Raw genomic sequence first — 23,589 nt, forward strand, 5'->3', positions numbered from 1 at the left:
AGCGTGGCCATGCCTCTCGACGCAGATCAAGCCAAACAGGAAATCAAGGACTTTCTGAACAAAAAGTCCGGCTCCAAATCCAAGTTCTACTTCAACGACTTCACCAAGCTTTTCCCCGACGCCAAGTCCCGCGAGGTCAAGAAGGTCCTGACCACCCTCGTCAACGAGGGCGAGCTGGTCTTCTGGTCTTCCGGCTCCACCACCATGTACAGCCTCCCCGGCGCCGGCAAGCACGCCGAGGGCGAGGACTAGGCAAACGAAACCTCCCGGCCGCCGGGCCGGGATTTCATAGAGGCCGGGTCGGCAAGGCGCTCCTTGCGGCCCGGCTCTGTCATTATGCAGCACCTCCCGCGCCTCCTCCTGGCAGGGCTGTCCGGCGGCTCCGGCAAGACCCTGGTTTCCTTGGGCCTGTGCCGCGCCTGGGCACGGAATGGCCTGTCCGTGGCCCCTTTCAAGAAGGGCCCCGACTACATCGACGCGGCCTGGCTCTCCCTGGCCGCGGGCCGTCCGGCCACCAACCTCGACACCTTCCTCATGGAGCCGGACGTGGTCCGCGCCCTCTTCGCCGAACGCATGCGCACCGCGGAGGTGGGTGTGGTGGAGGGCAACCGGGGGTTGTTCGACGGCCTGGACGAGCACGGCTCCCTGTCATCGGCCGAACTGGCCCGTCTGCTGCTCGCGCCCGTGGTGCTGGTGCTGGACGCCACCAAGATGACCCGCACCACCGCGGCCATCATCAAGGGCATCAACAATTTCGAGGAAGGCACCAGGCTGGCCGCCGTCATCCTCAACCGCACAGCGGGCGAGCGCCACCGCACCGTCCTGCGCCGTTCCATCGAGACACACACCCAGGTGCCCATCGCCGGGTTCCTGCCCAAGATTTCCGACACCCCCATCCCGGAGCGCCACATGGGCCTGTGGTCCGCCCGCGAGATGGACGCCGCGGCCGTGCTGGATCCGGTGGCCGACCTGCTCCAGGAGTGGTGCGACCTGGACATGCTCCGCCGCACCGCCGAAGGCGCGCCCTCCCTGGCCGAGTCCTCCACTCCGCTGTGGCCGGAATCCCACGGCGGGGAGCCGGTGCGCATCGGGGTGGTGCGCGACGACGCCCTGTGGTTCTACTACCCGGAGAACCTGGAGGCCTTGGAACGAGCGGGGGCGGAATTGGTCTTTCTCTCCATTCTGGATGATGAACCCTGGCCGGACATCCACGGCCTCTACATGGGCGGCGGTTTTCCCGAGACCCTGGCCGAGCGCATCCGCGACTGCCAAACCCCCGCGACCACGTGTACGGGCTGTGCCAAGCCGGGGTGCCTGTCTACGCGGAATGCGGCGGCTTCCTCTACCTTTGCCGCACCCTGGAATACGGCGGCCAGTCATACCCCATGTCCGGCGTGCTCCCCCTGGAGGCCAAGGTCGCCCAGCGGCCCAAGGGCCTGGGCTATGTGCACGCCGAGGCGGTGCGCGACAATCCCTACCACCCCCTGGGGACCAGTCTGCGCGGCCACGAATTCCATTACTCCTTCTGCCCCGGCTCGGCGGACATCGATCCGGATGCATTCTGCCTGCGGCTGCACAAGGGCTCGGGCATCGCCCGTTCCCGGGAGGAGGCCTGTCCCGGCTTCCAGGGTTCCCTAGACGGACTGGCGCGGGACAACGTCTTCGCCAGCTACACCCACATCCACGCCCTGGGCGCTCCCCACTGGGCCCCGCGCATGGTGGAGGCCGCCAGGGCATACAAGGCCAGAAGGACCAAGGCGTGATCGAATACGTCCTCCGCCACCACCGCACCCAGGCCGGAACAGGCTTCTTCGCCCCAACTCCGGCCGCCCCCATGCATCCCCAGGAAGCCCTGGACCAACTCAAGGCCGCGCCCAACGACGTCTTTCTGCGCCGCTTCGTCATCTCCCGCATGGGCGAGATGGAGCCGGAAGACTTCGACCAGCTCTGCGCCGGAGCCATCCAGGAGGCCCCGCACGCCTTCCAGGCCCTACTCTTCGAAAGCGCTCTCTCCCACGAGCGGTTCACCGGCATCGCCGTGCGCTTCGAGGAAGAGGCAGACCGCGAGGCCCTGGCCGAGGCCACCCCGCTGCCCCTCATCCGGGCCACGCTCCTGGAGGAGGAGGCTTCACACACCCCCTGGCTCGGCCTGTTGGACCAGGCGCGCGAGACGTTGACCCCCCTGCCCCGGACCATCGCCCGGGGGCTGCCGCCGCCGGTGGACCCGGACGTGGCCCGCGCGGTCCTGTGCCCGGCGGCCACCCTGCCCGAGGCCTTCGCCGAGCGGTTCGGCGTGGGCAAGCCCGCCCCGGCGGAGCTTCCCGGCCCGGACGAGGTGGTGCGCATGGGGCTGGACGCCCTGGCCCGCATGGGCCTTTCGGCCGAGGAGGAACAGCGCCATCAGGCGGCTCTCAGCCCGGTGAACCTGCTGCGCAAGTGGCACATGGAGGTGCGGGTGCGCCAGGGCGGGCTGGACTACGCCCTCTCCGGCGGCCAGACCAGCTACGGCAAGGGGCTGCGGTTGCCCCAGGCGCGCGCCTCCCTGGTCATGGAAATGGTGGAACGGGCCTCCAGCTACGCCTCCATCACCGACGACGGCCCCCTGGGCTACACCACCCCCATGGGCCTTGTGCGTGGCAGCTACAACGAACTGGCCGACGCCGGGCGCATCGCCCTGCGGCCGGACTCCCTGCGGCTGGACACACCTTCAGACCACCTGTCCCTTCTCTGGGTGCTCGGCCGGGACGCGGGCGGCGGTGAAATCCTGCTGCCCGCCCAACTGATATTCCTCTTCTGCAACCTGGACGAGCCTGAGCTGGCCACGGGGCACGACTCCACCGGCCTGGGCGCGGGCGTGACCATGGCCCAGGCGCGCTTGCAGGGGGTGTGCGAGACGCTGGAGCGCGACGCCGCCGCCCTGGCAGTGCATGATCCTTCCCGCTGCTTCCTGCCCGTTTCCGACGACCCCGAACTGGCCACCCACCTGGACGCCCTGCGCCAGGCCGGAGTGCAACCTATTCTGGAGGACATCACCTCCCCCTTCGGCGTGCCCGCCTACCGCTGCGTGGTCCGCCACCAGGACGGGGAGGAAGTCTCCTGGGCCACGGCCTGCCACCCCTCCGGCCCGCGCGCGGCCGTCTCCGCCCTGCTGGAGACCATGTACCCCTTCCCCGGCGGCGAGCCCTCCGCCCAGCCGCCCGAGGGCCTTGCCGAGCGGCGGATCGAGGACCTGCCGGACCACTCCACCGGCGACCCGGAACAGGATCTGGCCCTGCTTGAAGAGGTGCTCACCAAGAGCGGGCACCCGCCGGTCTACTGCGACCTCACCCGCGAGGACCTGGCCCTGCCCGTGGTCCGCTGCCTCATCCCCGGCCTGGAGAACGGCCAGGAACGGCGCGTGGGCGCGCGGCTGTACGGGGCCATCCTGCGCTCCCTGGACGCGGACTAGCTCAGGCCCGCCATGACGAGAAAAGCCCCGCGCATCGCTTGATGCGCGGGGCTTTTTCGTCGTCGCGGACTCCTTGCGCTCAATCGTCGCGCAGGGCGGCCGCGGCGGCGCGGTGGCGGCGGTAGAGGTACACGCCCAGCACAGCCGCGGCCACAAAGAGCAGCGCCGCCAGGGTGAAGCGGAGTTCCGGGGCCACCCGGGTGCCCTTGCCCGCCAGGGCGAATACCAGGGACTGTGGCAGATAGCCCACCAACGATCCGGCCAGAAACGGCAGCAGCGCGGCCGAGGACAGCCCGGCGGCCAGGTTGGTCAGCACGTTGGAGGTGAAGGGCATGAGCCGCGCCACCACGGCCATGGAAAACGTGTTGCGGCCCAGGAAGTCGTCCACCCGCTTGAGCCGCTTGCCGAACCGGCGGCGCGCCCAGGAGCGGGCCAGGTAACGGGCGTAGGTGAAGGAGGCCAAACAGCCCAGCCCAGCGCCCAGGGTGGCCAGCAAGGTGCCCTGCAGCGCGCCGAAGGCGTAGCCGCCCAGGAAGGCGGGAATCTGCCTGGGAAGGCCGAAGCCGGTAAACACGGCCGTTCCCAGCACGTACAGCGCGTAGCCGTACAGGCCGTGGCCCCGGATGTTGGCGTCGATCCAGGCCTTGTCGAAGGCTTCTTCCATGCCCAGGGCGCGCGCGGCGAAGGCCGCCCCGCCCAACAGCAGCAGCATGGCCAGCCCCTTAAGCAGCGCCCTGTATGGATTGCGGCGGGACGCGCCGTTCTCCGCCCCGTCGCCGGGGGTCTTGTCAGTCGATTCCGTACTCTGGTCCATGGGAAAGGCGGGCGGCGCGGGGAATTACTTGCGTTCCTTGATCTCGTACCGCACGAAGCGGGAGAGGAGCCAGCGCATGCCGAAGAGATCGTAGCCCCCTGCGATGGCCCTGTCCAGAGTGCCGTACTTGGAGGTTCCCGAGGCGCGGGGCCGGTGGTTGACCGGGGTTTCGGCCAGGGTGGCCCCCTGCATGAGCATGAGGTTGGGGAAGAAGCGGTGCATGCCGTTGAACACGGGCATGGCCCGGGCCATGTCCGCCCGCAGAATCTTCAGGGAGCAGCCGGTGTCGCGCACAGTGCGGCCTGTGAGCCGGGTGCGCACGGCGTTGCCGATGCGGGAGCCCACGCGCTTCATGAAGGAGTCGCGGCGGCGGGCGCGGATGCCGCAGACCAGGTCGTGCCCCTGGTCGGCCAGGGCCAGCAGTGCCGGGATGTCCGCGGGGTCGTTCTGCAGGTCGGCGTCCATGGTGGCGATGCGCGGGGCGCGGGCGGCCTGGAACCCGGCCGCGAAGGCCGCGGACTGGCCCCGGTTGCGGGCGAAAGCCAGGTAGTGCAGGCGCGGCTCCTCCAGGACCAGCTGGCGGATGACCCGCAGGGAGTCGTCCGCCGAGCCGTCGTCCACAAAGACCGCCTCCCAGTCGATGCCCGCGCCGTCCAGGGCGGCGCGAATCTCGTCCAGCAAGGGGCGGAGGTTGCCTTCCTCGTTGTATACCGGCACCACCACGGACAGGTGGGGAGTGTCCGGGGCCTCGTCAGCACCCGCTCGGGGCGCGGCGTTTCGCTCTCTCGACTCGCTCATGGCGGGGCTTGAATACGGAAATTGAACCAATCTGTCCAGAAGGGTTGACACCTTCACCCAACTGCCTTAAATATGCCTCCTTCCTGACGCGGGGTGGAGCAGTTCGGTAGCTCGTCGGGCTCATAACCCGAAGGTCGTCGGTTCAAATCCGGCCCCCGCTACCAGAAAAATCAAGCGGTTACGGCTCAGCTGGTCGTAACCGCTTTTTCTTTGCGCCACCCGCCGCCGCGCTGCGGCGGCTTGCGCTTTCCGGCGGCCTCAACGCACGTCGGGCCGTTTTTGTGCCGAAGGCTCTCCACTCGCTCTGGAACCCTCCGCGTATACCCGGCGAACAGGCCGTCTTGCGTGCGCCCCGCGCGCCGCCGCCTTCTCCGCCCCGTCGTCCGCGACCCGTAGACGCGCCCCGGCCCGTCGCACGCGGTTCGCTGCGCCCTCCAGCAACACGCTCAACCAACGGACCATCACTCTCCATGCTTCGCGACCTGAAGAAAAACTGGCTCCACAACCTGCGCGGCGACCTTCTGGCGGGTCTTGTCGTGGCTCTGGCCCTGGTGCCCGAGGCCATCGCCTTCTCCATCATCGCCGGGGTGGACCCCAAGGTGGGGCTGTACGCCTCCTTTTCCATCGCCGTCATCACCGCCATCGCCGGCGGCCGCCCCGGAATGATCTCCGGCGCCACCGGGGCCATGGCTTTGCTCATCGTCACCCTGGTCCAGCAGCATGGGCTGGAGTACCTTTTCGCCGCCACTCTGCTCACCGGCTTGTTGCAAATACTTGCCGGATTCTTCCGGCTCGGCGACCTGATACGCTTCGTGGGGCGCTCGGTGGTCACCGGCTTCGTCAACGCCCTGGCCATCCTCATCTTCATGGCCCAGCTGCCGGAGCTCACGGGGGTCACATGGCACGTCTACGCCATGACCGCCGCCGGGCTGGCCATCATTTACCTTTTTCCGCGCATCCCCAAGGTGGGCGCTGTGGTTCCCTCGCCGCTGGTCTGCATCCTGGTGCTCACCGCCGTGGCCGTGGCCGCGGGCCTGCCCGTGCGCACGGTGGGCGACATGGGGCAGCTCCCCGACACCCTGCCCGTGTTCCTGTGGCCGGACGTGCCGTTGAGCTTCGAGACGCTCAGGATCATCTTCCCCTACGCGGCGGGGCTGGCCGTGGTGGGCCTGCTGGAATCCATGATGACCGCCACCATCGTGGACGACCTGACCGGCACTACCAGCCGCCGCAATCGCGAGTGCGTCGGCCAGGGGCTGGCCAACATCGGCACGGGATTCCTCGGCGGCATGGCGGGCTGCGCCATGATCGGCCAATCCGTCATCAACGTGAAGTCCGGCGGGCGCGGGCGGCTCTCCTGCCTTTTCGCGGGGGTGGTGCTGCTCCTCATGGTCGTCTTTCTGGGCGACGTCATCCGCCAGATTCCCATGCCCGCGCTGGTGGCGGTGATGATCATGGTCTCCATCGGCACATTCTCCTGGGAATCCCTGCGCAACCTGCGCACCCACCCCATGAGCGCCAACCTCGTCATGATCTCCACCGTGGTGGTGGTCGTGGCCACGCACAATCTGGCCATCGGCGTTTTCGTGGGCGTGCTGGTCTCCTCGCTCTTCTTCGCCAACAAGGTGGGCAGGCTCATGCACCTCACCAGCGACGTGACCCTCGACGGCCTGCACCGCACCTACCGTATCCGGGGGCAGGTCTTCTTCGCCTCGGCCACGGACTTCATCAACGCCATCGACTTCGGCGAGGTGCTGGAGAGCGTGACCATCGACGTGACGCAGGCCCACTTCTGGGATATCTCCGCCGTGGCCGCGCTGGACAAGGTGGTGCTCACCTTTCGCCGCAAGGGCACCGAGGTGGAGATACTGGGCTACAACGAGGCCAGCGCCACCCTGGTGGACCGCTACGGCGTGCACGACAAACCCGGCGAGGCGGACAAGCTCCTCGCCGGACACTAGAGAGGCGGAAATGCAAGACATCATCGCCTGTATCGATGGTTCCAGCGCGGCTTCCGCCGTGTGCGACGCAGCCGTGTGGGCGCACGGCCGCCTGGGTGCGCCCCTGCGCATGCTCCACGTGCTGGACAAGGACGAGTTCCCCCGGGTGGACGAATCCGGCCGCTCCGACCTCTCCGGCTCCATCGGCCTGGGCAGCCGCGAGCAGTTGCGCGAGGAACTGGTGGAGCTGGACCGCAAGCGCAGCCGCCTGGCCCTGCAGCAGGGCAAGCACCTGCTGGAGGCGGCGGGCCAGCGCGTGCAGGACGCCGGAGCCGACGAGGTGAACCTGACCCAGCGCCACGGCACGCTGGTGGAGTCGCTGGCCGAGCTGGAACCCACCACCCGCATGGTGGTCATCGGCCGCCACGGCGAGGCGCACCAGGAAGTCTCCGGGGCCATCGGCAGCCACCTGGAGAACGTCATCCGCACGGTGAAACGCCCTGTGTTCGTGGCCCTGCCCGGCTTCAGCGAACCGCAGAGCTACATGATCGCCTACGACGGCTCCCCCACGGCCAAGAAAGCGCTGGCCGCCGTGGCCAAAAGCGACCTGCTGACTGGCCTGAAGGCGCACGTGGTCATGGTGGGCACGGACAACACCGCCAACCGCGCCGCCCTGGACGAGGCGCGGCACACGCTCTCCGCGGGAGGACAACACATACGGACCGCCATCATCGGCGGCGACGTGAACCCGGCGCTGCTCGACTACCGCCGCGAACACGGCCTGGACCTGCTGGTCATGGGGGCCTACGGCCACTCCCGCATCCGCCGCTTCCTGGTGGGCTCCACCACCACGGCCATGCTCACCGCCAGCGAGTCCCCCCTGTTGCTGCTGCGCTGAGGCGGCGGGCCGGGGGCTGGAATCCGGCGTAGAGGAACGCGACCTGCTGGAGGACGAGGTGACGCTGCTCGCCTGGACACCCCAGGCCCGGGAGGAATACCTCTTTTGGCGGAAGGTGGACAAGGAAGAAGGCCTCAAGCGCGTCAACATGCTGCTCCGCGACGCCCTGCACAGTCCGTTTGAAGGCCGGGGGAAACCGGAAGCCCTCCGCTTCGACCTCTCAGGCTACTGGTCCCGCCGCATCGACCAGGAGCATCGCCTCGTCTCCAAGTACGACGACAAGAAGGACTGCCAGATTGTGGTCCAGTGCCGATACCACTACTGATTTCCCGCCCCTGCGCGTGACGTGAAAAGGCCCCCGGCTTCCAAGAAGCCGGGGGCCTTCATCATTTGAATCGACCGGCGAGGCTCCTAGGCCTCGTCGCCGCCCATGTTCACAAAGCCCTTGGTGGAGGGGCCGGTGGAGGCGGAGGTGCCGGCGACCTTGGAGAGATAGGTGTCGCCGAGGTTTTTGATGTGGCCGCCCACGTTGTCGAAGTGGTCGGCGTGTTCCTGTTCCTCCTCGATGATGACCTCGAAGAGGCGGGCGCTGATGTTGTCGCCCATGTCGCGGCAGGTCTTCAGGAACTGGTTGTAGACGTCCACGGTGTCGTCCTCCACCTCGGCGTCGAAGGTGAAGATCTGGCCCACTTCCTGGCCCCGGGTGATCTTGTCGGCCAGCTCGGTGGTGGGCTCGCCGTCGAGGTCCTTGATGCGCTCGGCGAACTGTTCAGCGTGGCGCATCTCGTCGATGGCGATGAGCTTCATGTTCTTGGCCAGCTCGCCGTAGTCCATGGCGTCCAGGGCGTAGTGCTGCACCATGTACTGGGAGATGGCGTACAGTTCCATGGAGCGGGCCTTGTTCAGCACCTCGATGACCTTCTCGCGGCGTTCCTTCTTGTCCATCTTGGCGGGATCAGACATGTCTCTCTCCTGTGACTATTGGTCGGTTTTCACATATTCCAGTAATCGCCACTCTAGCGAACTTTCCAGTTTACTACGAGTCGGCGGGCATCTCAAGCCTCGACGGCGGCATGACACGTCAGTCACAGGGCCGCACCCCGATTGCCGCCACCGCGCCCCCGGCATGGACATTCCGCTCGCCCCCGGTCTATTCTCGACAGAGGATACGCGATCATGGATACGTTTTCCCCCCATCTGAACAAGGCGCTGGCCTGGCTGCGGCAAGCCGGAGACTGGGCCGCCCAGCGGCTGCTTTCGGCGGAGACCGCGACCCAGGCCGGAGTTCTGCTGGCACTCCTTGTTCTGGCCTTCATCCTGGCCGCGCCGCTCAGGCGGACCCTGCAGCGCCGCTTCGACCGCCTCTACCGGGGGGTGGGGCTGGGTCCCAGGCTGTTCCGCTCCCTTGTCCGGCAGACGCCCTACCTCGCGGCCCTGGCGCTGACCTGGATCGCCTGGGCGGTGAACGCCCGGCTGGGCGGCGAGGAGACCCTGTTCCGTCTTGCCTCCAGCCTGCTGCTGGCTTGGCTGGCAATCCGCTTCGCCACCGCTTTCGTCCTCTCCCGCTTCTGGGCGCGCCTCATCGCCGGGTTCGTCTGGGCCCTGGCTGCCCTGAACATCCTCGGCCTCCTGGCTCCGGCCATGGCCCTGCTGGACTCGGTGGCCTTCAACCTGGGCGAGGTGCGCATCAGCCTGCTGACCCTGTCCAAGGCGACCATCCTGGTCCTGGTCATGCTGCGGGCGGGCTCCTGGCTGTCCAACCTGGCGGAGCACCGGCTGGCGGCCATGACAGGGCTCACCCCTTCGGCGAGGGTGCTCATCGGCAAGCTCATCAAGGTGGTGGTCATCACCCTGGTGATCATGATCGCCCTGAACAGCGTGGGGCTGGACCTGACCACCCTGGCCGTATTCTCCGGCGCGGTGGGCGTGGGCATCGGCTTCGGCTTGCAGAAGGTGGTGGCCAACCTCATCAGCGGCTTCATCCTGCTCATGGACAAGTCCATCAAGCCGGGCGACGTCATCGAGATAGGCGACGTCTACGGCTGGATCACCACCCTGCGGGCCAGATACGCCTCGGTGGTCACGCGCGACGGCAAGGAATACCTCATCCCCAACGAGGACCTCATCACCACCCAGGTGGTCAACTGGTCCTTCTCCAACCGCAACATCCGCCTGAAGCTGCCGGTCGGAGTGTCCTACAACTCGGACATCCGGCTGGCCATGCGCATCATGGCGGACGCCGCCAAGGTCTCCGACAGGGTGCTGACCGACCCGCCGCCCCTGCCCAGGCTGGTGGGCTTCGGCGACAGTTCCGTGGACCTGGAACTGCGCTTCTGGATAGCCGACCCGCAGAACGGCATCGTCAACGTCAAAAGCGACATTTATCTCGCGGTGTGGGACGGCTTCAAGGAACACGGCATCGAGATTCCCTTCCCCCAGCGCGACGTACACGTGCGTTCGGGCCTGGAAGGGCTGTCGGGCAAGAGGGATGGGAGCGGCGGAGAAAACTGACCGCACAGCGCGAAAACCCCTCCGGCACAAAGACCGGAGGGGTAGGAAAGGGAATGCCCAGCGATGGGCCATTTACTCCCCCTGTCCACCCATCGCCAAGTCCCCCTACCCGTACTCATAATACGAGTCGCCCATTCCGTTCAAGCTCGCGTGGCCGATTTTCCTTCCTTTTGGTCGCTTTTTTGTAGAGCCGATCCATGATTACGCGTCCACGATTGCTTGATTCTCGGGCATTTCATGACGATATGAAACAAATCGGGCGGCTTGACACGAACCGTTGGTCGCTTTTTGACAAGGGACATGCCCGCGTTCGGCTCGACCCCTTCGCGGCTGGAGCGGATTCTGCATGCATTCCATCATCAGGAGGAGGTATCCATGAACCATCGCTTTTGCGCGCGCGGTCCGCTGAGGCTGGCCGCGTGCCTCGTCATGTGCGTTCTGCTGTCCGGGTGTGGCGTGGTGCAGGACGTGAAGGGGAAGTACTACCTGCAGTCCAAGAGCTTCGAGGCCGGGGCGGAAAGCTTCCGCGCCGAGCTGGCCGAAGACCCGGCCAACCCCCGGGCCAACTTCTACCTGGGCCGCTTCCTGCTGGCCGAGGACAAGCCGGGCGAGGCGGCCAAGTACCTTAAACGCGCCACCCAGTACGCCCCGGATGACGAGGACTACCTCTTCTGGCTGGGCGTTGCCCGGGGCGAGGCGGGAGACACGGAAAAAGAGCGGGACAGCTACCGCCGGGTGCTGCGCATGGAGCCCGGCCACCTGGGCGCACGACTCCACCTGGCCCACCTGCAGCTCAAGGCTGGCGAGAACGAGCAGGCCCTGGACAACTACCGGAAGGTGTTGGACAAGCGACCCTATTCCACGCAGGCCCTCTACAACCGCGCCCTCATTCTTGGCAGGCTGGGGCGGACGCCGGAGGAAAAGACCGCCTGGAAGCACTATCTGGCCGCCTGGCCGGACGGCCCCCTGGCCCGTCTGGCCACCGACCACCTCAACGACCTTGGCGACTTCAGCTACCGCAATCACCTGCTGGGCAAGCGGAAAGTCACCCTGGAAAAACTGGCCTTTCAGCCCTTCAAGCCGGAGCTTTGGGGCGGCTCCACCGCCTCCCTGGACTTGGTGGGCGAAATTCTGGCAAACGCCGAAAACCTGGACCTGTATGTGGTCGCCTACCAGCGCAACAACCGCGAACTGGCCAGGGAACGCGCCCTGGCCGTGCGCGACTACCTGCTGGAGAACTTCGACCTGCCGTCCGAGCGTGTGAAGCCCAGCTGGTTCGGCGTGGCCGAGCGCATCAAGGTTTCGGGCGAGACCTTCGAGGAAGGCCAGTCAGTGAACCTTTTCGCCGTCTCCGCGAATAAATCCGGTTCCTCCTTGTGACCGTTTCCGGCCGTCTGCGTATATCCTGGTAAACGGGGCCGCCCCCGCCGGGTACACGGGATGAATGACGCGACCGCGATACGGCTGGTGCTGGCCGGCGACACGGAGGCCTTCGGGAGCTTCGTGCGCCGTTACCAGCGACCCATCTACAATCTCATGTACCGCGCGGCGCGGGACGAGGAAGCCGCCGCCGACCTGACCCAGGAGGCCTTCGCGCGCGCCTTCAAGGGGCTGGACGGCTTCGACGCCAACAGGCGCTTCTTCCCCTGGCTCTACGCCGTGGGCGTGAACCTAGCCCGCGACCACGCCCGCAGGAAGCGGGCAGCCCCGGACACCGTGGAGGTCCGCGGGGAGGACCTGCCCGCCTCCGATGACTCGGAGCAGGAGCTGGCCCTCATCCTAGGCGCGGACGCCCGGGCCGTGCACCACGCCCTGGGCGAGCTGGACCTGGAGCACCGCGAAGCGCTGGTGCTGCGGTTTCAGGAGGAGATGACCATGCGGGAGATCGCCGACGCTCTGGAGATTTCCCCCAGCGGGGCAAAAATGCGGGTACACCGCGGGCTGGCCAAGATGAAACGGATTCTCGTGGAGAACGGACATGAGCCCGGAACGGACTGACCTCAATGACGCCCTCGGCAAGCGCATCCGCGATCTGCCGGAAGCCGAGCCGCCGGAGTGGCTTGCCGACGCGGTCATGCTCCGGGTGGCCGCGAGCCGCCCCTGGTGGCGGCGCTGGCTGGACGGGCTGACCACCCGGCCCGCTCTCGCCCCCGCCCTGGTGGCGGCCTGCCTGCTGTTGGCCTTCAGCGGGGGGTTCCTGGCCGGGGGCGGCTTGGCTCCGCCCGCCTCGCCGGGCGAGGTGTACCGCGCAGCGGGCGGCAACGCCGAATCCTCCTTCCTCTTCGGCCGGGGCCTGCTGGCCTCGGGCCATACCGGGGAGGCCGTGGCCATGCTCTCCCGGGCGGTGGAGCGCGAGCCCCTGCGCGTGGAATACCGCATCTGGCTGGACAAGGCGCTGGGCGAGGCCGGACGGGTGGACGAGGAGCTGCGGCAGTACCGCAAGGCCGCGGCCATCGACGACCGCTCCTTCCTGCTCCGCCGCCGTCTGGCCCAGGGCTTCCTGCGCACCGGCAAGCCGGAGATGGCGGCCGCGGAGTACGCCCGCATCCTGCAATCCGCCCCGCGCGACCAGCAGGCCCTGCTGGGCCGGGCCGAGGCCATGGCCAGGCTGGGCCGCAACGGCGAGGCGGCCGCCTCCCTCAAGGAGCTTCTGGCCCAGGACATTCCCGGCGGACGGGCCCTGCGGGCGGTCTCCATGCTCAACGACCTTGGCGACTTCACCTACCGCCGGGCCACCGTGGGCAAGCGCAGGCTGGCCATCCGAGCCCCGTCCTTCGAGGACGGCCGCCTCACCCCGGAGAGCCGCGTCTCCCTGCGCGGCGTGGCCGAGACTCTGCGCCATTCCCCCGGGACGACCCTGCACGTGGTGGCCTTTGTCGAGGGCAACCGTGAGGTGGCCAAGCAACGCGCCCTGCTGGTCAAGCGGGAGCTGACCCGGCAGGCCCCCGGCCTGCGGGCGAAGCGCATCCGCACCAGCTGGTTCGGCAGCCCGGAACCGGTGGAAACCGGCTCCGGCGCGGCCTCGCTTTCCCAATCCATCCGAATTTTCGGGGTGCCCGAAACCACAACATGAGATCGGAGGCGGACATGCAAAACCGTATTCCTTTTACACGCTTGATCCTGCTGGCCCTGATGCTGCTGGCCCTGCTGGCCGCGCCGGCCCTGGCCCAGACAACCGACGGCGCCACGGACGGCACGGACACCACCCAGACCGACGACGGAACCACCGGTGACGACAACGTGACCAGCGCCTTCAACAACCCCACCGAGGTCACGCGTGCCGAGGCGCTGGCCGAGGCCACGGCCACGGAGACCGACCAGGACACCCAGGCCGCTCTGGACGCCGTGGCCGAGGCCGAAGCCGACTTGGCCGCGGCCGTGGAAACAGGCGACGAGGCGGCCATCGCCGAGGCGCAGGCGGAGCTGGACGCCGCCCGGGCAGCGGCCGACGAAAGCATGGCCTCCACCACCGGCGTCAGCGTGGACACCATCGCCGGCATGCGCGACGAGGGCATGGGCTGGGGCCAGATCGCCCACGACCTGGGCGTGCATCCCAGCGTGCTGGGCCTCGGCGTTGCCAAGGGCCAGACCCAGCGTTCCCAGACCCAATCCATGGCCCGCTCCCGCGACCGCGCCTCCGCCAAGGGGGAGATGGGCATGGCCACCGCGCGCGGCCTGGGCAAGGGAGAATCCAGAGGCCACGGCGTGGGCCGCTCCTCCGACGGCCATCCCGGCAAGGGCGTGGGCCTGGCCGGCAAGAGCGACCGCAGCGCCCCGGGCGCCTCCGGCATGTCCGGAGGCAAGGGCCGGGGCAACTCCGGCAACAGCCGCAGCGGCCCCGGCAACTCCGGAGCTCCCGGCAACTCCGGCAACGCGGGCGGCCATGGCGGCGGTCCCGGCGGAGGCAACGGCGGGGGCAACGGTGGCGGCCCCGGCGGAGGCAACGGAGGCGGAAACGGCGGCGGCAATGGTGGTGGAAACGGCGGCGGGAACGGCGGGGGCAACGGCAGGTAGCCCTTCCCGCCACATTACCAAGACAACAAAGGCGGCCGCACCGGTTTCGGTGCGGCCGCCTTTCTCATTGCCGCCAAATTTTCAGGGGAACTCGATTCGTCGCCTCACTCACCGCATAGCCTCTTCCGCATCCCTCGCCTCGCCAGCCAATCGGCCAAGGAGGAGTCCCCCAACTCCGCCACTCCGCAATGGCACATCCGCCAAGGCGCTCCCCTCTCGCGCACCCACAACGCACCAACACGCGAAGACACATGCAAAGTTACTTTGCCTCGGGTCCAGGGCCGTGTAGGCCCTGGTCGCCGAAGGCGAAATGCTTTTCCCCGCAGGCCCAGGTCGCCGAAGGTGAAATCTCCTTCCTCTTCCCCTTTCCCTACTTGGGCACGGGGCGGAAGGTGACGGTGACGGTGGTTTGTCCGGGGGTGGAGGTGTCCAGGTGGATGTCGCCGCCCATGGTGGTGGCGGTGAGGCGGGCCATGTAGGTGCCCAGGCCGGTGCCGTAGCGTTTACCGGAAGTAACGTATTTTTCGAAGAAGGTGTCGCGGATGCCGGGCGGGACTTCCCCCTTGTTGGTGACGCTGACCGAGGGGTGGGCATCGTCCGCGAGCTGGATGTGGACGGTCCCGTTTTCGGGCGAGGCTTCGGCGGCGTTGCGCAGCAGGTTGCCGAGAATGGAGTGGCAGAGGAGCCGTTCGCCGAAGGCGGTGGCCCGGTCCGGCCCGGATAGCTCCACCTCGATCTGTTTGGCCCGCAGCAGCTGCGCTGTCTCGTCGCGGACATCGTCGAGCACGCTGTGGAGGTCGACGGGCGCGGGGTCGAGCCGGTAGGTGCCCTGCTCCATCTTGTAAAGATCCAGGGAGAGATTGACCATGTTCAGCATGCGGTAGGCGGATTCCTTTGCCGTGCGCAGCATGTCCGCTTGGCGGGGGGTGAGGTTGTCCGCGCTCCGCAGGGCGTCCGCCAGGGAAATGAAGGAACCCAGGGGCGACTTGAGGTCGTGGCGGGTCATGCGCTCCACGTCCTCGCGCAGCTCCTCGGCGCGTTTGCGCTCGGTGACGTCCATGTAGATAAAAAGCCGGCCCACCGTTTCCCCGCCCATGCGGAACGGGTGGGCGTGGCGCTCCACGATGCGGCCGCTCTTGAGGTGGATGGTGTCCACCTCGTCGGTTCCGGGGTTGGCCATGAGCTGCCTGACGCGTTCCAATTGCTGTTCCGGCTCGGCCATCTGCTCCGCCGCAATGGCCTCGCGGCTGGCCAGATCCGGGGTCTTTGGCCAGGACTCGGGCAGGTTGAGCAAGTGGAGGAAGGCGGGGTTGCAGATGATGATGTTGCGATGGCCGTCCACCACCAGGATGCCCGTGGGCGAGGAGTCCAGGGTGGCCCGCAGGAGTTCGTTGGAGCGGTCCAGCTCGCGCTTGGCCTGGATACGCTCGGTAACGTCGGTGATGAGCATGACCACTTGCTCGATGTCCCCATCGTCACCGCGCACGGCGGAGACGTATATCTCGCCGACGAACTCGCCGCCGTCCGGCCGCAGCAGCCTGCGGATGGCGGCGTAGGAGTCCGTCTCCCCGCTCCAGAGTCGTTTCTGGGCTTGGCGGCGGTCCTCCAGGTCGTCGGGGTGGACGAACTCTTCGGGTGAGCGACCCAGCAGGTCCTCGGGGGAGTCGCACCCGAACATTTTCGCCCCGGCCTCGTTGAGGTGGATCAGCTTCTGCTCGGAGTCGAACACGGCCATGCCCACGATGAGGGCCTGGAACATGGCCCGGAAACGCGCCTCCGAGGCCCGCAGGGCGGCCTCCACCTGGCGGCGGCGCTGTATTTCCTTGTGCTGGAAGCGGTTCCAGAGCAGCACCGCCAGGAGAAGGACCACGCCCACTCCGGCCACGGCCAGGGCCACTCGCACGACACGGCTTGTGTCGCTTTCCACCTCCACCGAGAACCAGTTGGCCTCGATGCGGTTGTGTTCGGCCGGGCTGATGGAGGCCAAGGCTTTGTCCAGTATGGATCGCAGCATGGGCCAGTCGGAGCGGACGCCCATGGCCAGTTCGAACCTGTAGCCGGTGGGTCCGGCCACCTTGATGTTGGTCAGGGAGTTGTTGCGGATGGTCCAGACCCCGGCGGCCAGGTTGCCCACGAAAACGTCAGCCTTGCCCGTGGCCACGGCCTCCAGGGCGCGGGGAACCGAAGGAAAGAGCGTGGGCGAGAACCACGGGTGGTCCGCCCGGATCATGTCCAGGGTTGCGTAGGCCGGCACGGCGGCCACGCGCTTGTCGCGCAGGACCTCGATTCCGGGGATGTAGGAGCTTTCCTGGCGGGCAAAGAGGACCAGGGGATAGCTCAGGTAGGGGGAAGTGAAGTCCAGGTATTCACGGCGAGGCGATGTGGCCACAGCACAGGGGACGAGGTCGATCCGCCTCTCCTCGGCGCCCTCCAGGACCTCCTCCCAACTCAGCCCGCGCACCGGGGCCACCCGCACCCCGAGCCGCTCTTCCAGCAGGGCGATGTAGTCCGCGGCGATGCCGCTGTAGCGTCCCTGGCTGTCGAAGAACTCGAAAGGGGGCCAGTTGGGATCCACGCCCAGGCGGATCACCTCGTGCTCGGCCAGCCAAGCCTCCTCCTCGGACGTGAGCGGCAGCGGGTCGGCCAGCGCCGCGCCCGCGTACAGCAGCAGGGCCAGCAGAAGCGGCGGCAGCGGGAGTACGAGGCGGAAAACGCGCATAGCCGAGTCATCCGGCCGTGCCGGCGCGGTCCGGGATCAGTTTCGCGACCAGGTCGGCCAGCTCGCCGAGGTCCAGGGGCTTGGCCAGGTATCCGTCCATGCCCATGGCCAGGAAACGGTCGCGGTCGCCGGGCATGGCGTGGGCGGTCAGGGCGGCGATGGGCACGTCCCCTCCGTTGGGCTCGGCCCGGATGGTCCTGGTCGCGTCCAGGCCGTCCATGACCGGCATCCGCACGTCCATGAGCACCAGATCCACCGGCTGCCGCCCGAAGGCCTCCACCGCCTGCCGTCCATGGGCCGCTTCCACCACTTCGGCCCCCATGCGCCGCAGCAGGCGGGACATGGTGGCACGGTTGGCTTGGTGGTCCTCGGCCAAAAGGATGCGTAGGCCGTCAAACCGGCCATTGGAGGGCTCACCCTTGGGATGGCCGGGCTGGCTGCCCTTGTCCGCGGGCAGGGACAGGCCGAAGGAGCTTCCCCCGGGGCCGCTGTCCAGGCAGACCGAACCGCCCAAAGCGCGCGCCAGCACGCTGACGATGCTCAACCCCAGACCGACGCCCTGGTGGCTGCGGGTGGGGGAGTCATCCACCTGGGTGAAGGGGTTGAAAACGCGCTCGACCATATCTTCGGGGATGCCTTGCCCCTGGTCCGAGACCACGAAGGCCAGCCGCAGGCAACCGCCCGCGGGGCGCCCCGAGGCCCACAGGGTTATCTCCCCGTCGCTGGAAAACTTGACCGCGTTGTCCAGCAGGTTGCTTAGAATCTGGCGGAGGCGGTGCATGTCGCAATGCACCCAGCGGGGCAGGCCGGAGGCTTTTTCCAGGCGGAAAGCGAGCCCCTTGCGGCGGCAGACGGGCTGGTAGATGTCCGCCAGCCCCCGCAGCATGGCCGCGAGGTCGAAGGATTCCGGGTAAACCTCAACACTGTCGGCGTCGAAGGAGGAAAAGTCGAGAATGTCGCCGATGACCCGCTGCAGTGTGCGCCCGGAGGTGAAGGCTGTCTCGGCCAGCTCGTCCTGCTCCGGGCTCAGGCCGGTGGAGCGGAGCAATTGCAGCATGCCCAGCACGCCGTTGAGGGGGGTGCGCATCTCGTGGCTGACCGTGGCCAGAAAGCGGGACTTGGCCTCGGAGGCGGCCTCGGCCTCCTCCTTGGCCCGCAGCAATTCCGCCTGGGTGCGGCGGCGTCGGATGTGCTCCCACAAGCCGCGCATGAGCAGGGTCAGCTGGTTCGTGTCCGTTTCCGTGTAGTCCCTGCGCTTGTTGGCCACGGCCACCACCAGCGGCGGTTCGTCCCCCTGGCGCATGGGGACGGCCAGCAGCCGGTTGATGGGCGCGTGCCCCTCAGGAAGCTGGCCGCGTTTGGAGTGATCCGGGTAGTTGTTGGCCACCAGCGGGTTCCCCGTCTCCATGGGTTCGCGCCAGATGCCGGAGGCGGCGATGGAGAATCCATCGCGTGGCATGTGCGCCGCGCTGAGGCGCATGGCCCCGGGAGAGAAAGCAAGCGGAACCAGCCGTTCGCCGTCGGCGCTGGCCTCGGCCACGAAACCCAGGCCGCTGTCGGTGAGCAGCATGGCCTGTCCCAGGATGAAATCGGCCAATTCCTTGGGCTCGGCCTCGTCCATGGAGGCCAGCTCCACCAAGGCCCGCAGCCGGGCGCTCTGCAACCGCAGCTCCTCCTCGGCCCGGCGCGACTCGGTCACGTCCTGTGCCGTGGCGTAAATGACGCCCTCGTCCAGGTCCGGGGCCGTGGACCAGGCCAGACGGATGTAGGAGCCGTCTCCGCACTGGTAGTGGTTCTCGAAGCGGGAAACCACCCTGCCTTTGGACAGGCCGGCCAGCACAGCCCGAGTGGAATTGCGGTCCTCCGGGTGAACCAGGTCGAGGAAGAAACGGCCGTGAAGGTCCTCCGGCGCATAACCGAGAACGCCGCGCCAGGCCTCGTTGACCCGGTGGATGCGGCTGTCCATTCCGGCCACCAAGAGCAGGTTCAGCGGCAGGGTGAAGAAGCTCTCCACCTCGCGGCGGGACCGGTTCTCCTCGGTGCGGTCGCGGATTATGGAGTACAGCAGGTTCTGGTCGCCGAGACTGACCGGCCCGCTGGAGACCTCCACCTCCCGGAGTTCTCCGGAGCGAAGCCGGTGCGTGAATTGAAGAATCTCCCGGCCCCCAGCGCGCACTTGGCTCATGCGGGCCAGCACCTCGTCGCGGGGGAGGGTGTTGAGGTCGAACACGGTCATGCCGGAGAACTCCGGCGGGGAGTAGCCGTAGAATGCGCAGGCGGCCCTGTTGGCCCGGACGATGCGGCCGCTGTCGGGATCGACCAGGAAAGCCACGGCGCCGCTGTCCAGAAAGAAGGCGCGGTAGGACTCCTCGGCGTCGAGGTTCATCGGTCCGCCTGGGGGATGTGGACTGTGTTCCGGCATGGTCCTGGGTTCACTCTCGATCTCCGAGTATCACGTCCATGCCGGGAGGAAAAGCGTCATCCCCCTGCTGCGGCCACCCGGCGGAGCGTCGCCTCCAGCTTCTCGAAATCGATGGGCTTGGTCAGGTACTCGTCCATGCCCGCATCCAGCAGGCGTTCCCGGTCGCCCAGCTGGGCGTGGGCCGTCAGCGCGATGACGGGCAGCCCTGCGGCCCGCTCGCCCGCCTCGCCCCGGCGCAGGCGCCGCACGCACTCCAGCCCGTCCATGCCGGGCATCTGCACGTCCAGCAGCACAGCGTCCACTTCGCGGCGGGACAAAAGCTCCAGAGCCTCCAGCCCGTTCTCCACGCTGAACACCCGGTGCCCCAACCTGGTCAACAGGCGGTCGCAGACAAGGGCGCTGACCTTGTTGTCCTCGGCCAGAAGAACCCGCAACCGAGGCTCCGCGCGCCCGGCCGCACCGTCTCCGGCGGCCGGGTTGTCCTCCACCCGTCCCGTCATGCCGTTTTTCCCCTCTGGTTTGCGCACCGGACCCATCCCCCCCAGGAACCGCTCCCTCTCGACTTTTCGGACATCGGCCGAACAAATATTCAGCATATTTACCAACAGAAGCCCCTCTCTCAAACCGCAAAGGAACAAGATGCACTTTCAGTAAATTGAACGCCTTACTGCGAATAAACCGAGTTCTCCGATTCCACCTTACACCGTACGCCGCCTGGCTGCACAAGCGAACTCCCTTATTTCTGGTATACCCGGCTGACTGCCTGGTCAAGTGAAAGGCTGGTGACAAAAAAGCCCGGCGCGAGTCATCGCGCCGGGCCTTGTTCCGATTCCGGTCGTGTTGGGGAGTGCGGGACTATTCCCTGCCGGGCTTGAAGTCCGGGCGCACGGTGAGCACCGGACAGCCCGCGGACTTGACCACCTTCTCCGCCACCGAGCCGAACAGGATGCGGTCGATGCCCTGGCGCCCGTGCGTGCCCATGACGATCAGGTCGGCCCCGCTTTCCTTGGCCTGGGTGAGAATCTCCTCCCCGGCGTAGCCGGTGACGACCTCGCCCGTGGCCTGCACGTCCTTGAAGTGGTCCTCCAGGAACTGCTCCATGGTCTTTTCCGCGCCGGAGACGATGTCCTCGACGAAGCTCTCGATGGAGCTGGGCGGCACATGGAAACCCACGTACTGCGACAGGGAAGGCGCCACATACAGCACCCGCACTTCCGACCCCATGGCCTTGGCAAGCGTGGCGGCGTACTCGGCCACATGGGGGCTGAACTCGGAGAAGTCCACCGCGCAGAGAATCTTCTTCACTTGTATCATGGTTCACTCCTTGTTGCGCTTGGCGGTCGGGTGCGGCCTGCGGCCTCAAGAAATCCGCGAATCCGCCGATACTCTCATTACCAACCCCTGCCAGAACCAGGGGCGATAGACAAGCGGCATGTTCTGTCTTACCGTCAATGTCACAACGGTACACGCGAATACCGCCTTGCGCCGGGCAGGAATTGCCGGGAAGGAATCAACGGAAAGACACGTTATTTCAAACGCATGACGGCGCCTGACGGGTGGCACGGAAAATGCTTCAACCTTCGCGAACCGTGAACCCTGGAGTTGGAGATGAAAATTCGTCCCGAAGAAATCCACGGGGCCCAGCAGCAGGAAAACGCGCAACGGACCCGGCAGGAACGGGCCAAGTCCTCCTTTGAGGACATGCTGCGCGCCCAACAGGACCGAGGCGAAAAACCCGCCGAGGCGGGAACACTGCCGCCGCCGTTGGCCAATCCCCTGCTGGGAGTGGGACAGACCGGGGCGCCCAGCCAGACGGAGCCCGTCATGAAGCACGTGGAAAACCTGCTGGAGGAATGGGAAAACTACGCCGGGAAACTGGAAAATCCCGGCGAGGGGGACCTCAAGGAGGCCTACGGCGTGCTCGAGCGCATCGGCTCCGAAGTGCGGCGCATCAAGGAAGAGCGACCCAACCTTGCCCAGGAAAACCCCGACCTCAATTCCCTGGTGGACGAGCTGGAAATCATGAGCGTCACCGAAACCATCAAATTCAACCGGGGCGACTACATCTAGCCGATCTCGTCAGTCCCAGCCCCGAACTCGGCCAACGGCGTATGAACCGCCCCCTCCGGCCGCAGTTCGCTCCCGAAGAGAGTAAAGGACCGGACAAGGAAGCCCGGCCAGCTCTCCCGGCCAATCTCCGCCAGCAACTCCGCGGCGTTTAGCAGACGCCCACCCTTCTTCACCCGCGCCACAGTCAAATGCGGCCTGAACGGCCGTTCCTCAGGCTCGAACCCGGCCGCCACGGAGGCGTTCTCCACCGCCGAGGCCAGGGCCCGCGCCTCGTCCGCCCCCTCGCGCAGCCCCACCCACAGCACTCGCGGCCGCTGGATGCCGGGAAACGCTCCGTACCCGCCCGCGCGCAAAGTGAACGCCCGCCAGTCGATATCCGCCAAAGCCGCCTTGAGCGGCTCGATGCGCTCCTCGGGCGTGTCGCCCAAAAACCGCAGGGTCAGGTGCCAGGTATCCGGCTTGGTGAACGTCAGCGGCGCGCCCTTGGGCAGACGCTTCCGCAACCGGCCGGTCAGCCCCTCCAGTATTTCCCTGTACTCCCCGGGCAGGGGCACTGCGATGAACAGCCGCCCGCTCACGACGCCTCCAACCTGGACAGGACGCCTTCCACAGCCGCCTCGGCCGAGGCGCGCTTGACCTCCTCCCGGCCGCCGCCGAACCGGAACGACTCCGCCTCGACACCCCACGGCCCGTAAAACCCTATCCAAACCAGGCCCACCGGCTTGTCCGGCGTGCCGCCCGTGGGACCGGCCACACCGGACAACGACACCCCCACGTCCGCGCCCAGCAAACCGGCGGCCCCGGAAGCCATGGCCTCCACCACCTCCCGGCTCACCGCGCCGTGCTGGGCCAGCACGTCCGGCGGCACGCCCAGCACCCCCTCCTTCACGGAGTTGGCATAGGCCACCACGCCGCCCACATACCAAAGCGACGACCCGGAAACCGACGTCAACACATGCCCCACCAAACCGCCCGTGCACGACTCCGCCGTGCACAGCCACAACCCCCGCGACACCAATACCTCGCCCAAACGGGCCACACGATCTTCAAACATGAAGTCATGGTAGCCCGGAACCGGGAGGAATGAAAAGAAGCGGGAAGCGCTGGAGAATGGAGGGCGGTCGGCGGGGGTGATAGTTCAGGGCAAGGATATCCTCTTTGTACTGCCCCCGGTTTAGCAAGCCTTTTTTAAGAGAGTCCGCGAGTTGATCAGTTCCTGCTCGGTTGTCACCGGGGTTTTATACCCCAGCGCCGAGTGCAGGTAGCCTTGGTTGTATTCTTCGATCCAGGAGCCCAAGGCTTGGCAAAAGGCCGTCGGGCTACGCCATTCATTAATCCAGACCAGCTCTTCCTTCATGGTGCGCATGAAGCGCTCGGTGTCGGCATTGCCTTTTGGGTTGTTGTAGCTGGTGAAGGCGAGTTTGATGTCCATGACGCGGCAAGCCTTCATGAAGCTCGCCGAGGTCGGCTGGCAGCCGTTGTCGGCCATGAGATGAAGACCGCCGTCGCGCACGCCTTCGGGGAACTGCCTGCCGACAGCCGCGTTGAGCGCCGAGAGCCAATGCCACGCCTTGGCCTGGTCGCCGGCGTAATGGCCGACGACCTTCTTGGTGCGCCAATCAAGCACAATGACCACGTACAGCCAGCCGTAGCCGTCAATCTTGATTTTGGTCATGTCGATACCCCACCACTCGTTGGGTCGCGTGGGCCGGGGCTTGACGCCGGTCGGCCTGCGTTTGGCCTTGAGTCGCAGGTTGGGCTTCACCGTGAGGTCATGCTCGCTCATGAGCCGGTAGACGCGATTTTTGCCGACGACTACGCCGTCCACGAAGCGCAGAAACGCCCAGACCCGACGGTATCCCCAGAACGGATGGTCGGCCTTGATGCCGCGAATGCGGGCCAGGAGGTCGGCGTTGCGCTCGGCGACCTTTGCATATGGTCCACGCTTCATCCGA

General features: G+C 67.0%; 22 protein-coding genes, 1 tRNA gene and 1 pseudogene. 14 read left to right on the forward strand and 10 right to left on the reverse strand.

Going from position 1 to position 23,589, the window contains the following annotated elements; all coding sequences use genetic code 11:
* Positions 1 to 9: 9 nt before the first annotated feature.
* The 4 genes and pseudogenes from N911_RS0107805 (at position 10) to N911_RS0107820 (ending at position 3,448) form a co-directional block, all read left to right on the forward strand.
* Entirely contained in the window at positions 10 to 252 is a 243-nt protein-coding gene (locus tag N911_RS0107805) for a dissimilatory sulfite reductase D family protein (RefSeq protein WP_029895953.1), read from the forward strand.
* Positions 253 to 336: 84 nt separating this feature from the next.
* Positions 337 to 1,209 (forward strand): annotated as a pseudogene (locus tag N911_RS19080) (cobyrinic acid a,c-diamide synthase CobB); the annotation flags it as partial.
* Positions 1,210 to 1,310: 101 nt separating this feature from the next.
* Positions 1,311 to 1,763, forward strand: a complete 453-nt coding sequence (locus tag N911_RS19085; RefSeq protein ID WP_341860296.1) for a hypothetical protein — start codon at positions 1,311 to 1,313, stop codon at positions 1,761 to 1,763.
* Complete coding sequence (locus N911_RS0107820; protein WP_029895955.1) at positions 1,760 to 3,448, forward strand: YcaO-like family protein; 1,689 nt, start codon at positions 1,760 to 1,762, stop codon at positions 3,446 to 3,448. The genes N911_RS19085 and N911_RS0107820 overlap by 4 nt, the downstream gene beginning before the upstream one ends.
* Positions 3,449 to 3,527: 79 nt before the next feature.
* Here N911_RS0107820 and N911_RS0107825 read toward each other — a convergent pair whose 3' ends face one another.
* Together N911_RS0107825 and N911_RS0107830 are read right to left on the reverse strand one after the other, a co-directional pair.
* Positions 3,528 to 4,262 (reverse strand): TVP38/TMEM64 family protein, encoded by a 735-nt coding sequence (locus N911_RS0107825; RefSeq protein WP_081859100.1) that lies wholly within the window; start codon positions 4,260 to 4,262, stop codon positions 3,528 to 3,530.
* A 24-nt stretch (positions 4,263 to 4,286) separates the two neighbouring features.
* On the reverse strand, positions 4,287 to 5,060 hold the full coding sequence (locus tag N911_RS0107830; RefSeq protein WP_081859101.1) for a glycosyltransferase family 2 protein: 774 nt from the start codon (positions 5,058 to 5,060) through the stop codon (positions 4,287 to 4,289).
* An 87-nt stretch (positions 5,061 to 5,147) separates the two neighbouring features.
* Here N911_RS0107830 and N911_RS0107835 point away from each other — a divergent pair.
* The 4 genes from N911_RS0107835 to N911_RS0107855 all read left to right on the forward strand — a co-directional run bounded on the left by N911_RS0107835 (position 5,148) and on the right by N911_RS0107855 (position 8,223).
* Positions 5,148 to 5,224, forward strand: a tRNA-Met gene (locus N911_RS0107835).
* Between the two features lie 306 nt (positions 5,225 to 5,530).
* The gene (locus tag N911_RS0107845) at positions 5,531 to 7,021 is read left to right on the forward strand and encodes a SulP family inorganic anion transporter (protein ID WP_029895966.1); all 1,491 of its coding nucleotides are present in this window, start codon (positions 5,531 to 5,533) and stop codon (positions 7,019 to 7,021) included.
* Between the two features lie 10 nt (positions 7,022 to 7,031).
* Positions 7,032 to 7,898, forward strand: coding sequence for a universal stress protein (locus N911_RS0107850; RefSeq protein ID WP_029895968.1), 867 nt, complete (start codon positions 7,032 to 7,034; stop codon positions 7,896 to 7,898).
* Positions 7,899 to 7,956: 58 nt separating this feature from the next.
* The gene (locus N911_RS0107855; protein ID WP_237559914.1) at positions 7,957 to 8,223 is read left to right on the forward strand and encodes a Txe/YoeB family addiction module toxin; all 267 of its coding nucleotides are present in this window, start codon (positions 7,957 to 7,959) and stop codon (positions 8,221 to 8,223) included.
* Positions 8,224 to 8,309: 86 nt separating this feature from the next.
* On the opposite strand, the gene N911_RS0107860 is transcribed toward N911_RS0107855, so the two are convergent.
* Complete coding sequence (locus N911_RS0107860) at positions 8,310 to 8,861, reverse strand: ferritin-like domain-containing protein (protein ID WP_051694078.1); 552 nt, start codon at positions 8,859 to 8,861, stop codon at positions 8,310 to 8,312.
* Positions 8,862 to 9,074: 213 nt separating this feature from the next.
* On the opposite strand from N911_RS0107860, the gene N911_RS0107865 reads away from it, so the two are divergent.
* From N911_RS0107865 to N911_RS18450, 5 genes are all read left to right on the forward strand, one after another.
* Complete coding sequence (locus tag N911_RS0107865; RefSeq protein ID WP_051694079.1) at positions 9,075 to 10,409, forward strand: mechanosensitive ion channel family protein; 1,335 nt, start codon at positions 9,075 to 9,077, stop codon at positions 10,407 to 10,409.
* Between the two features lie 375 nt (positions 10,410 to 10,784).
* Entirely contained in the window at positions 10,785 to 11,789 is a 1,005-nt protein-coding gene (locus N911_RS0107870; RefSeq protein WP_051694081.1) for a tetratricopeptide repeat protein, read from the forward strand.
* Positions 11,790 to 11,849: 60 nt separating this feature from the next.
* The gene (locus tag N911_RS0107875; protein WP_029895977.1) at positions 11,850 to 12,407 is read left to right on the forward strand and encodes an RNA polymerase sigma factor; all 558 of its coding nucleotides are present in this window, start codon (positions 11,850 to 11,852) and stop codon (positions 12,405 to 12,407) included.
* On the forward strand, positions 12,388 to 13,482 hold the full coding sequence (locus N911_RS0107880; RefSeq protein ID WP_029895979.1) for a tetratricopeptide repeat protein: 1,095 nt from the start codon (positions 12,388 to 12,390) through the stop codon (positions 13,480 to 13,482). Before N911_RS0107875 ends, N911_RS0107880 begins: the two co-directional genes overlap by 20 nt.
* A 14-nt stretch (positions 13,483 to 13,496) precedes the next feature.
* Positions 13,497 to 14,423, forward strand: a complete 927-nt coding sequence (locus tag N911_RS18450) for a hypothetical protein (protein WP_161781609.1) — start codon at positions 13,497 to 13,499, stop codon at positions 14,421 to 14,423.
* 370 nt (positions 14,424 to 14,793) lie between these two features.
* On the opposite strand, the gene N911_RS0107890 is transcribed toward N911_RS18450, so the two are convergent.
* The 4 genes from N911_RS0107890 to N911_RS0107905 form a co-directional block, all read right to left on the reverse strand.
* On the reverse strand, positions 14,794 to 17,142 hold the full coding sequence (locus tag N911_RS0107890; protein WP_029895981.1) for a PAS domain S-box protein: 2,349 nt from the start codon (positions 17,140 to 17,142) through the stop codon (positions 14,794 to 14,796).
* Between the two features lie 7 nt (positions 17,143 to 17,149).
* Positions 17,150 to 19,528: a PAS domain S-box protein gene (locus tag N911_RS0107895; protein ID WP_029895983.1), complete on the reverse strand. Its 2,379-nt coding sequence runs from the start codon at positions 19,526 to 19,528 to the stop codon at positions 17,150 to 17,152.
* A gap of 92 nt (positions 19,529 to 19,620) precedes the next feature.
* Positions 19,621 to 20,064: a response regulator gene (locus tag N911_RS0107900; protein WP_237559915.1), complete on the reverse strand. Its 444-nt coding sequence runs from the start codon at positions 20,062 to 20,064 to the stop codon at positions 19,621 to 19,623.
* 355 nt (positions 20,065 to 20,419) lie between these two features.
* Positions 20,420 to 20,878 carry a universal stress protein gene (locus tag N911_RS0107905; RefSeq protein WP_029895989.1) on the reverse strand — a complete coding sequence of 153 codons (459 nt, stop codon included), beginning with the start codon at positions 20,876 to 20,878 and terminating at the stop codon, positions 20,420 to 20,422.
* A 294-nt stretch (positions 20,879 to 21,172) separates the two neighbouring features.
* Between N911_RS0107905 and N911_RS0107910 the strand changes: the two genes are divergently transcribed.
* Positions 21,173 to 21,634, forward strand: coding sequence for a hypothetical protein (locus tag N911_RS0107910; protein WP_029895990.1), 462 nt, complete (start codon positions 21,173 to 21,175; stop codon positions 21,632 to 21,634).
* Here N911_RS0107910 and thpR read toward each other — a convergent pair.
* The 3 genes from thpR to N911_RS0107925 all read right to left on the reverse strand — a co-directional run bounded on the left by thpR (position 21,631) and on the right by N911_RS0107925 (position 23,585).
* Positions 21,631 to 22,212 carry an RNA 2',3'-cyclic phosphodiesterase gene (gene thpR, locus N911_RS0107915; RefSeq protein WP_029895991.1) on the reverse strand — a complete coding sequence of 194 codons (582 nt, stop codon included), beginning with the start codon at positions 22,210 to 22,212 and terminating at the stop codon, positions 21,631 to 21,633. The genes N911_RS0107910 and thpR overlap by 4 nt on opposite strands.
* A complete protein-coding gene (locus N911_RS0107920) occupies positions 22,209 to 22,688 on the reverse strand; it encodes a CinA family protein (protein WP_029895992.1) in 480 nt (159 codons plus the stop codon). The genes thpR and N911_RS0107920 overlap by 4 nt, the downstream gene beginning before the upstream one ends.
* A gap of 120 nt (positions 22,689 to 22,808) precedes the next feature.
* On the reverse strand, positions 22,809 to 23,585 hold the full coding sequence (locus N911_RS0107925; RefSeq protein WP_051693969.1) for an IS3 family transposase: 777 nt from the start codon (positions 23,583 to 23,585) through the stop codon (positions 22,809 to 22,811).
* Positions 23,586 to 23,589 lie beyond the last annotated feature (4 nt).

The sequence above is a fragment of the Desulfohalovibrio reitneri genome (assembly GCF_000711295.1).
In the GTDB taxonomy this organism is placed as follows: Bacteria; Desulfobacterota; Desulfovibrionia; order Desulfovibrionales; family Desulfovibrionaceae; genus Desulfohalovibrio; species Desulfohalovibrio reitneri.

Excerpts from the sequence above, each read along its gene's own strand:
- N911_RS0107805 (WP_029895953.1), top strand. The coding sequence starts at position 10 with ATGCCTCTCGACGCAGATCAAGCCAAACAGGAAATCAAGGACTTTCTG.
- N911_RS0107825 (WP_081859100.1), bottom strand. The coding sequence starts at position 4,262 with ATGGACCAGAGTACGGAATCGACTGACAAGACCCCCGGCGACGGGGCG.
- N911_RS0107830 (WP_081859101.1), bottom strand. The coding sequence starts at position 5,060 with ATGAGCGAGTCGAGAGAGCGAAACGCCGCGCCCCGAGCGGGTGCTGAC.
- N911_RS0107845 (WP_029895966.1), top strand. The coding sequence starts at position 5,531 with ATGCTTCGCGACCTGAAGAAAAACTGGCTCCACAACCTGCGCGGCGAC.
- N911_RS0107850 (WP_029895968.1), top strand. The coding sequence starts at position 7,032 with ATGCAAGACATCATCGCCTGTATCGATGGTTCCAGCGCGGCTTCCGCC.
- N911_RS0107860 (WP_051694078.1), bottom strand. The coding sequence starts at position 8,861 with ATGTCTGATCCCGCCAAGATGGACAAGAAGGAACGCCGCGAGAAGGTC.
- N911_RS0107865 (WP_051694079.1), top strand. The coding sequence starts at position 9,075 with ATGGATACGTTTTCCCCCCATCTGAACAAGGCGCTGGCCTGGCTGCGG.
- N911_RS0107870 (WP_051694081.1), top strand. The coding sequence starts at position 10,785 with ATGAACCATCGCTTTTGCGCGCGCGGTCCGCTGAGGCTGGCCGCGTGC.
- N911_RS0107875 (WP_029895977.1), top strand. The coding sequence starts at position 11,850 with ATGAATGACGCGACCGCGATACGGCTGGTGCTGGCCGGCGACACGGAG.
- N911_RS0107880 (WP_029895979.1), top strand. The coding sequence starts at position 12,388 with ATGAGCCCGGAACGGACTGACCTCAATGACGCCCTCGGCAAGCGCATC.
- N911_RS18450 (WP_161781609.1), top strand. The coding sequence starts at position 13,497 with ATGCAAAACCGTATTCCTTTTACACGCTTGATCCTGCTGGCCCTGATG.
- N911_RS0107890 (WP_029895981.1), bottom strand. The coding sequence starts at position 17,142 with ATGCGCGTTTTCCGCCTCGTACTCCCGCTGCCGCCGCTTCTGCTGGCC.
- N911_RS0107895 (WP_029895983.1), bottom strand. The coding sequence starts at position 19,528 with ATGAACCTCGACGCCGAGGAGTCCTACCGCGCCTTCTTTCTGGACAGC.
- N911_RS0107900 (WP_237559915.1), bottom strand. The coding sequence starts at position 20,064 with ATGACGGGACGGGTGGAGGACAACCCGGCCGCCGGAGACGGTGCGGCC.
- N911_RS0107905 (WP_029895989.1), bottom strand. The coding sequence starts at position 20,878 with ATGATACAAGTGAAGAAGATTCTCTGCGCGGTGGACTTCTCCGAGTTC.
- N911_RS0107910 (WP_029895990.1), top strand. The coding sequence starts at position 21,173 with ATGAAAATTCGTCCCGAAGAAATCCACGGGGCCCAGCAGCAGGAAAAC.
- N911_RS0107920 (WP_029895992.1), bottom strand. The coding sequence starts at position 22,688 with ATGTTTGAAGATCGTGTGGCCCGTTTGGGCGAGGTATTGGTGTCGCGG.
- N911_RS0107925 (WP_051693969.1), bottom strand. The coding sequence starts at position 23,585 with ATGAAGCGTGGACCATATGCAAAGGTCGCCGAGCGCAACGCCGACCTC.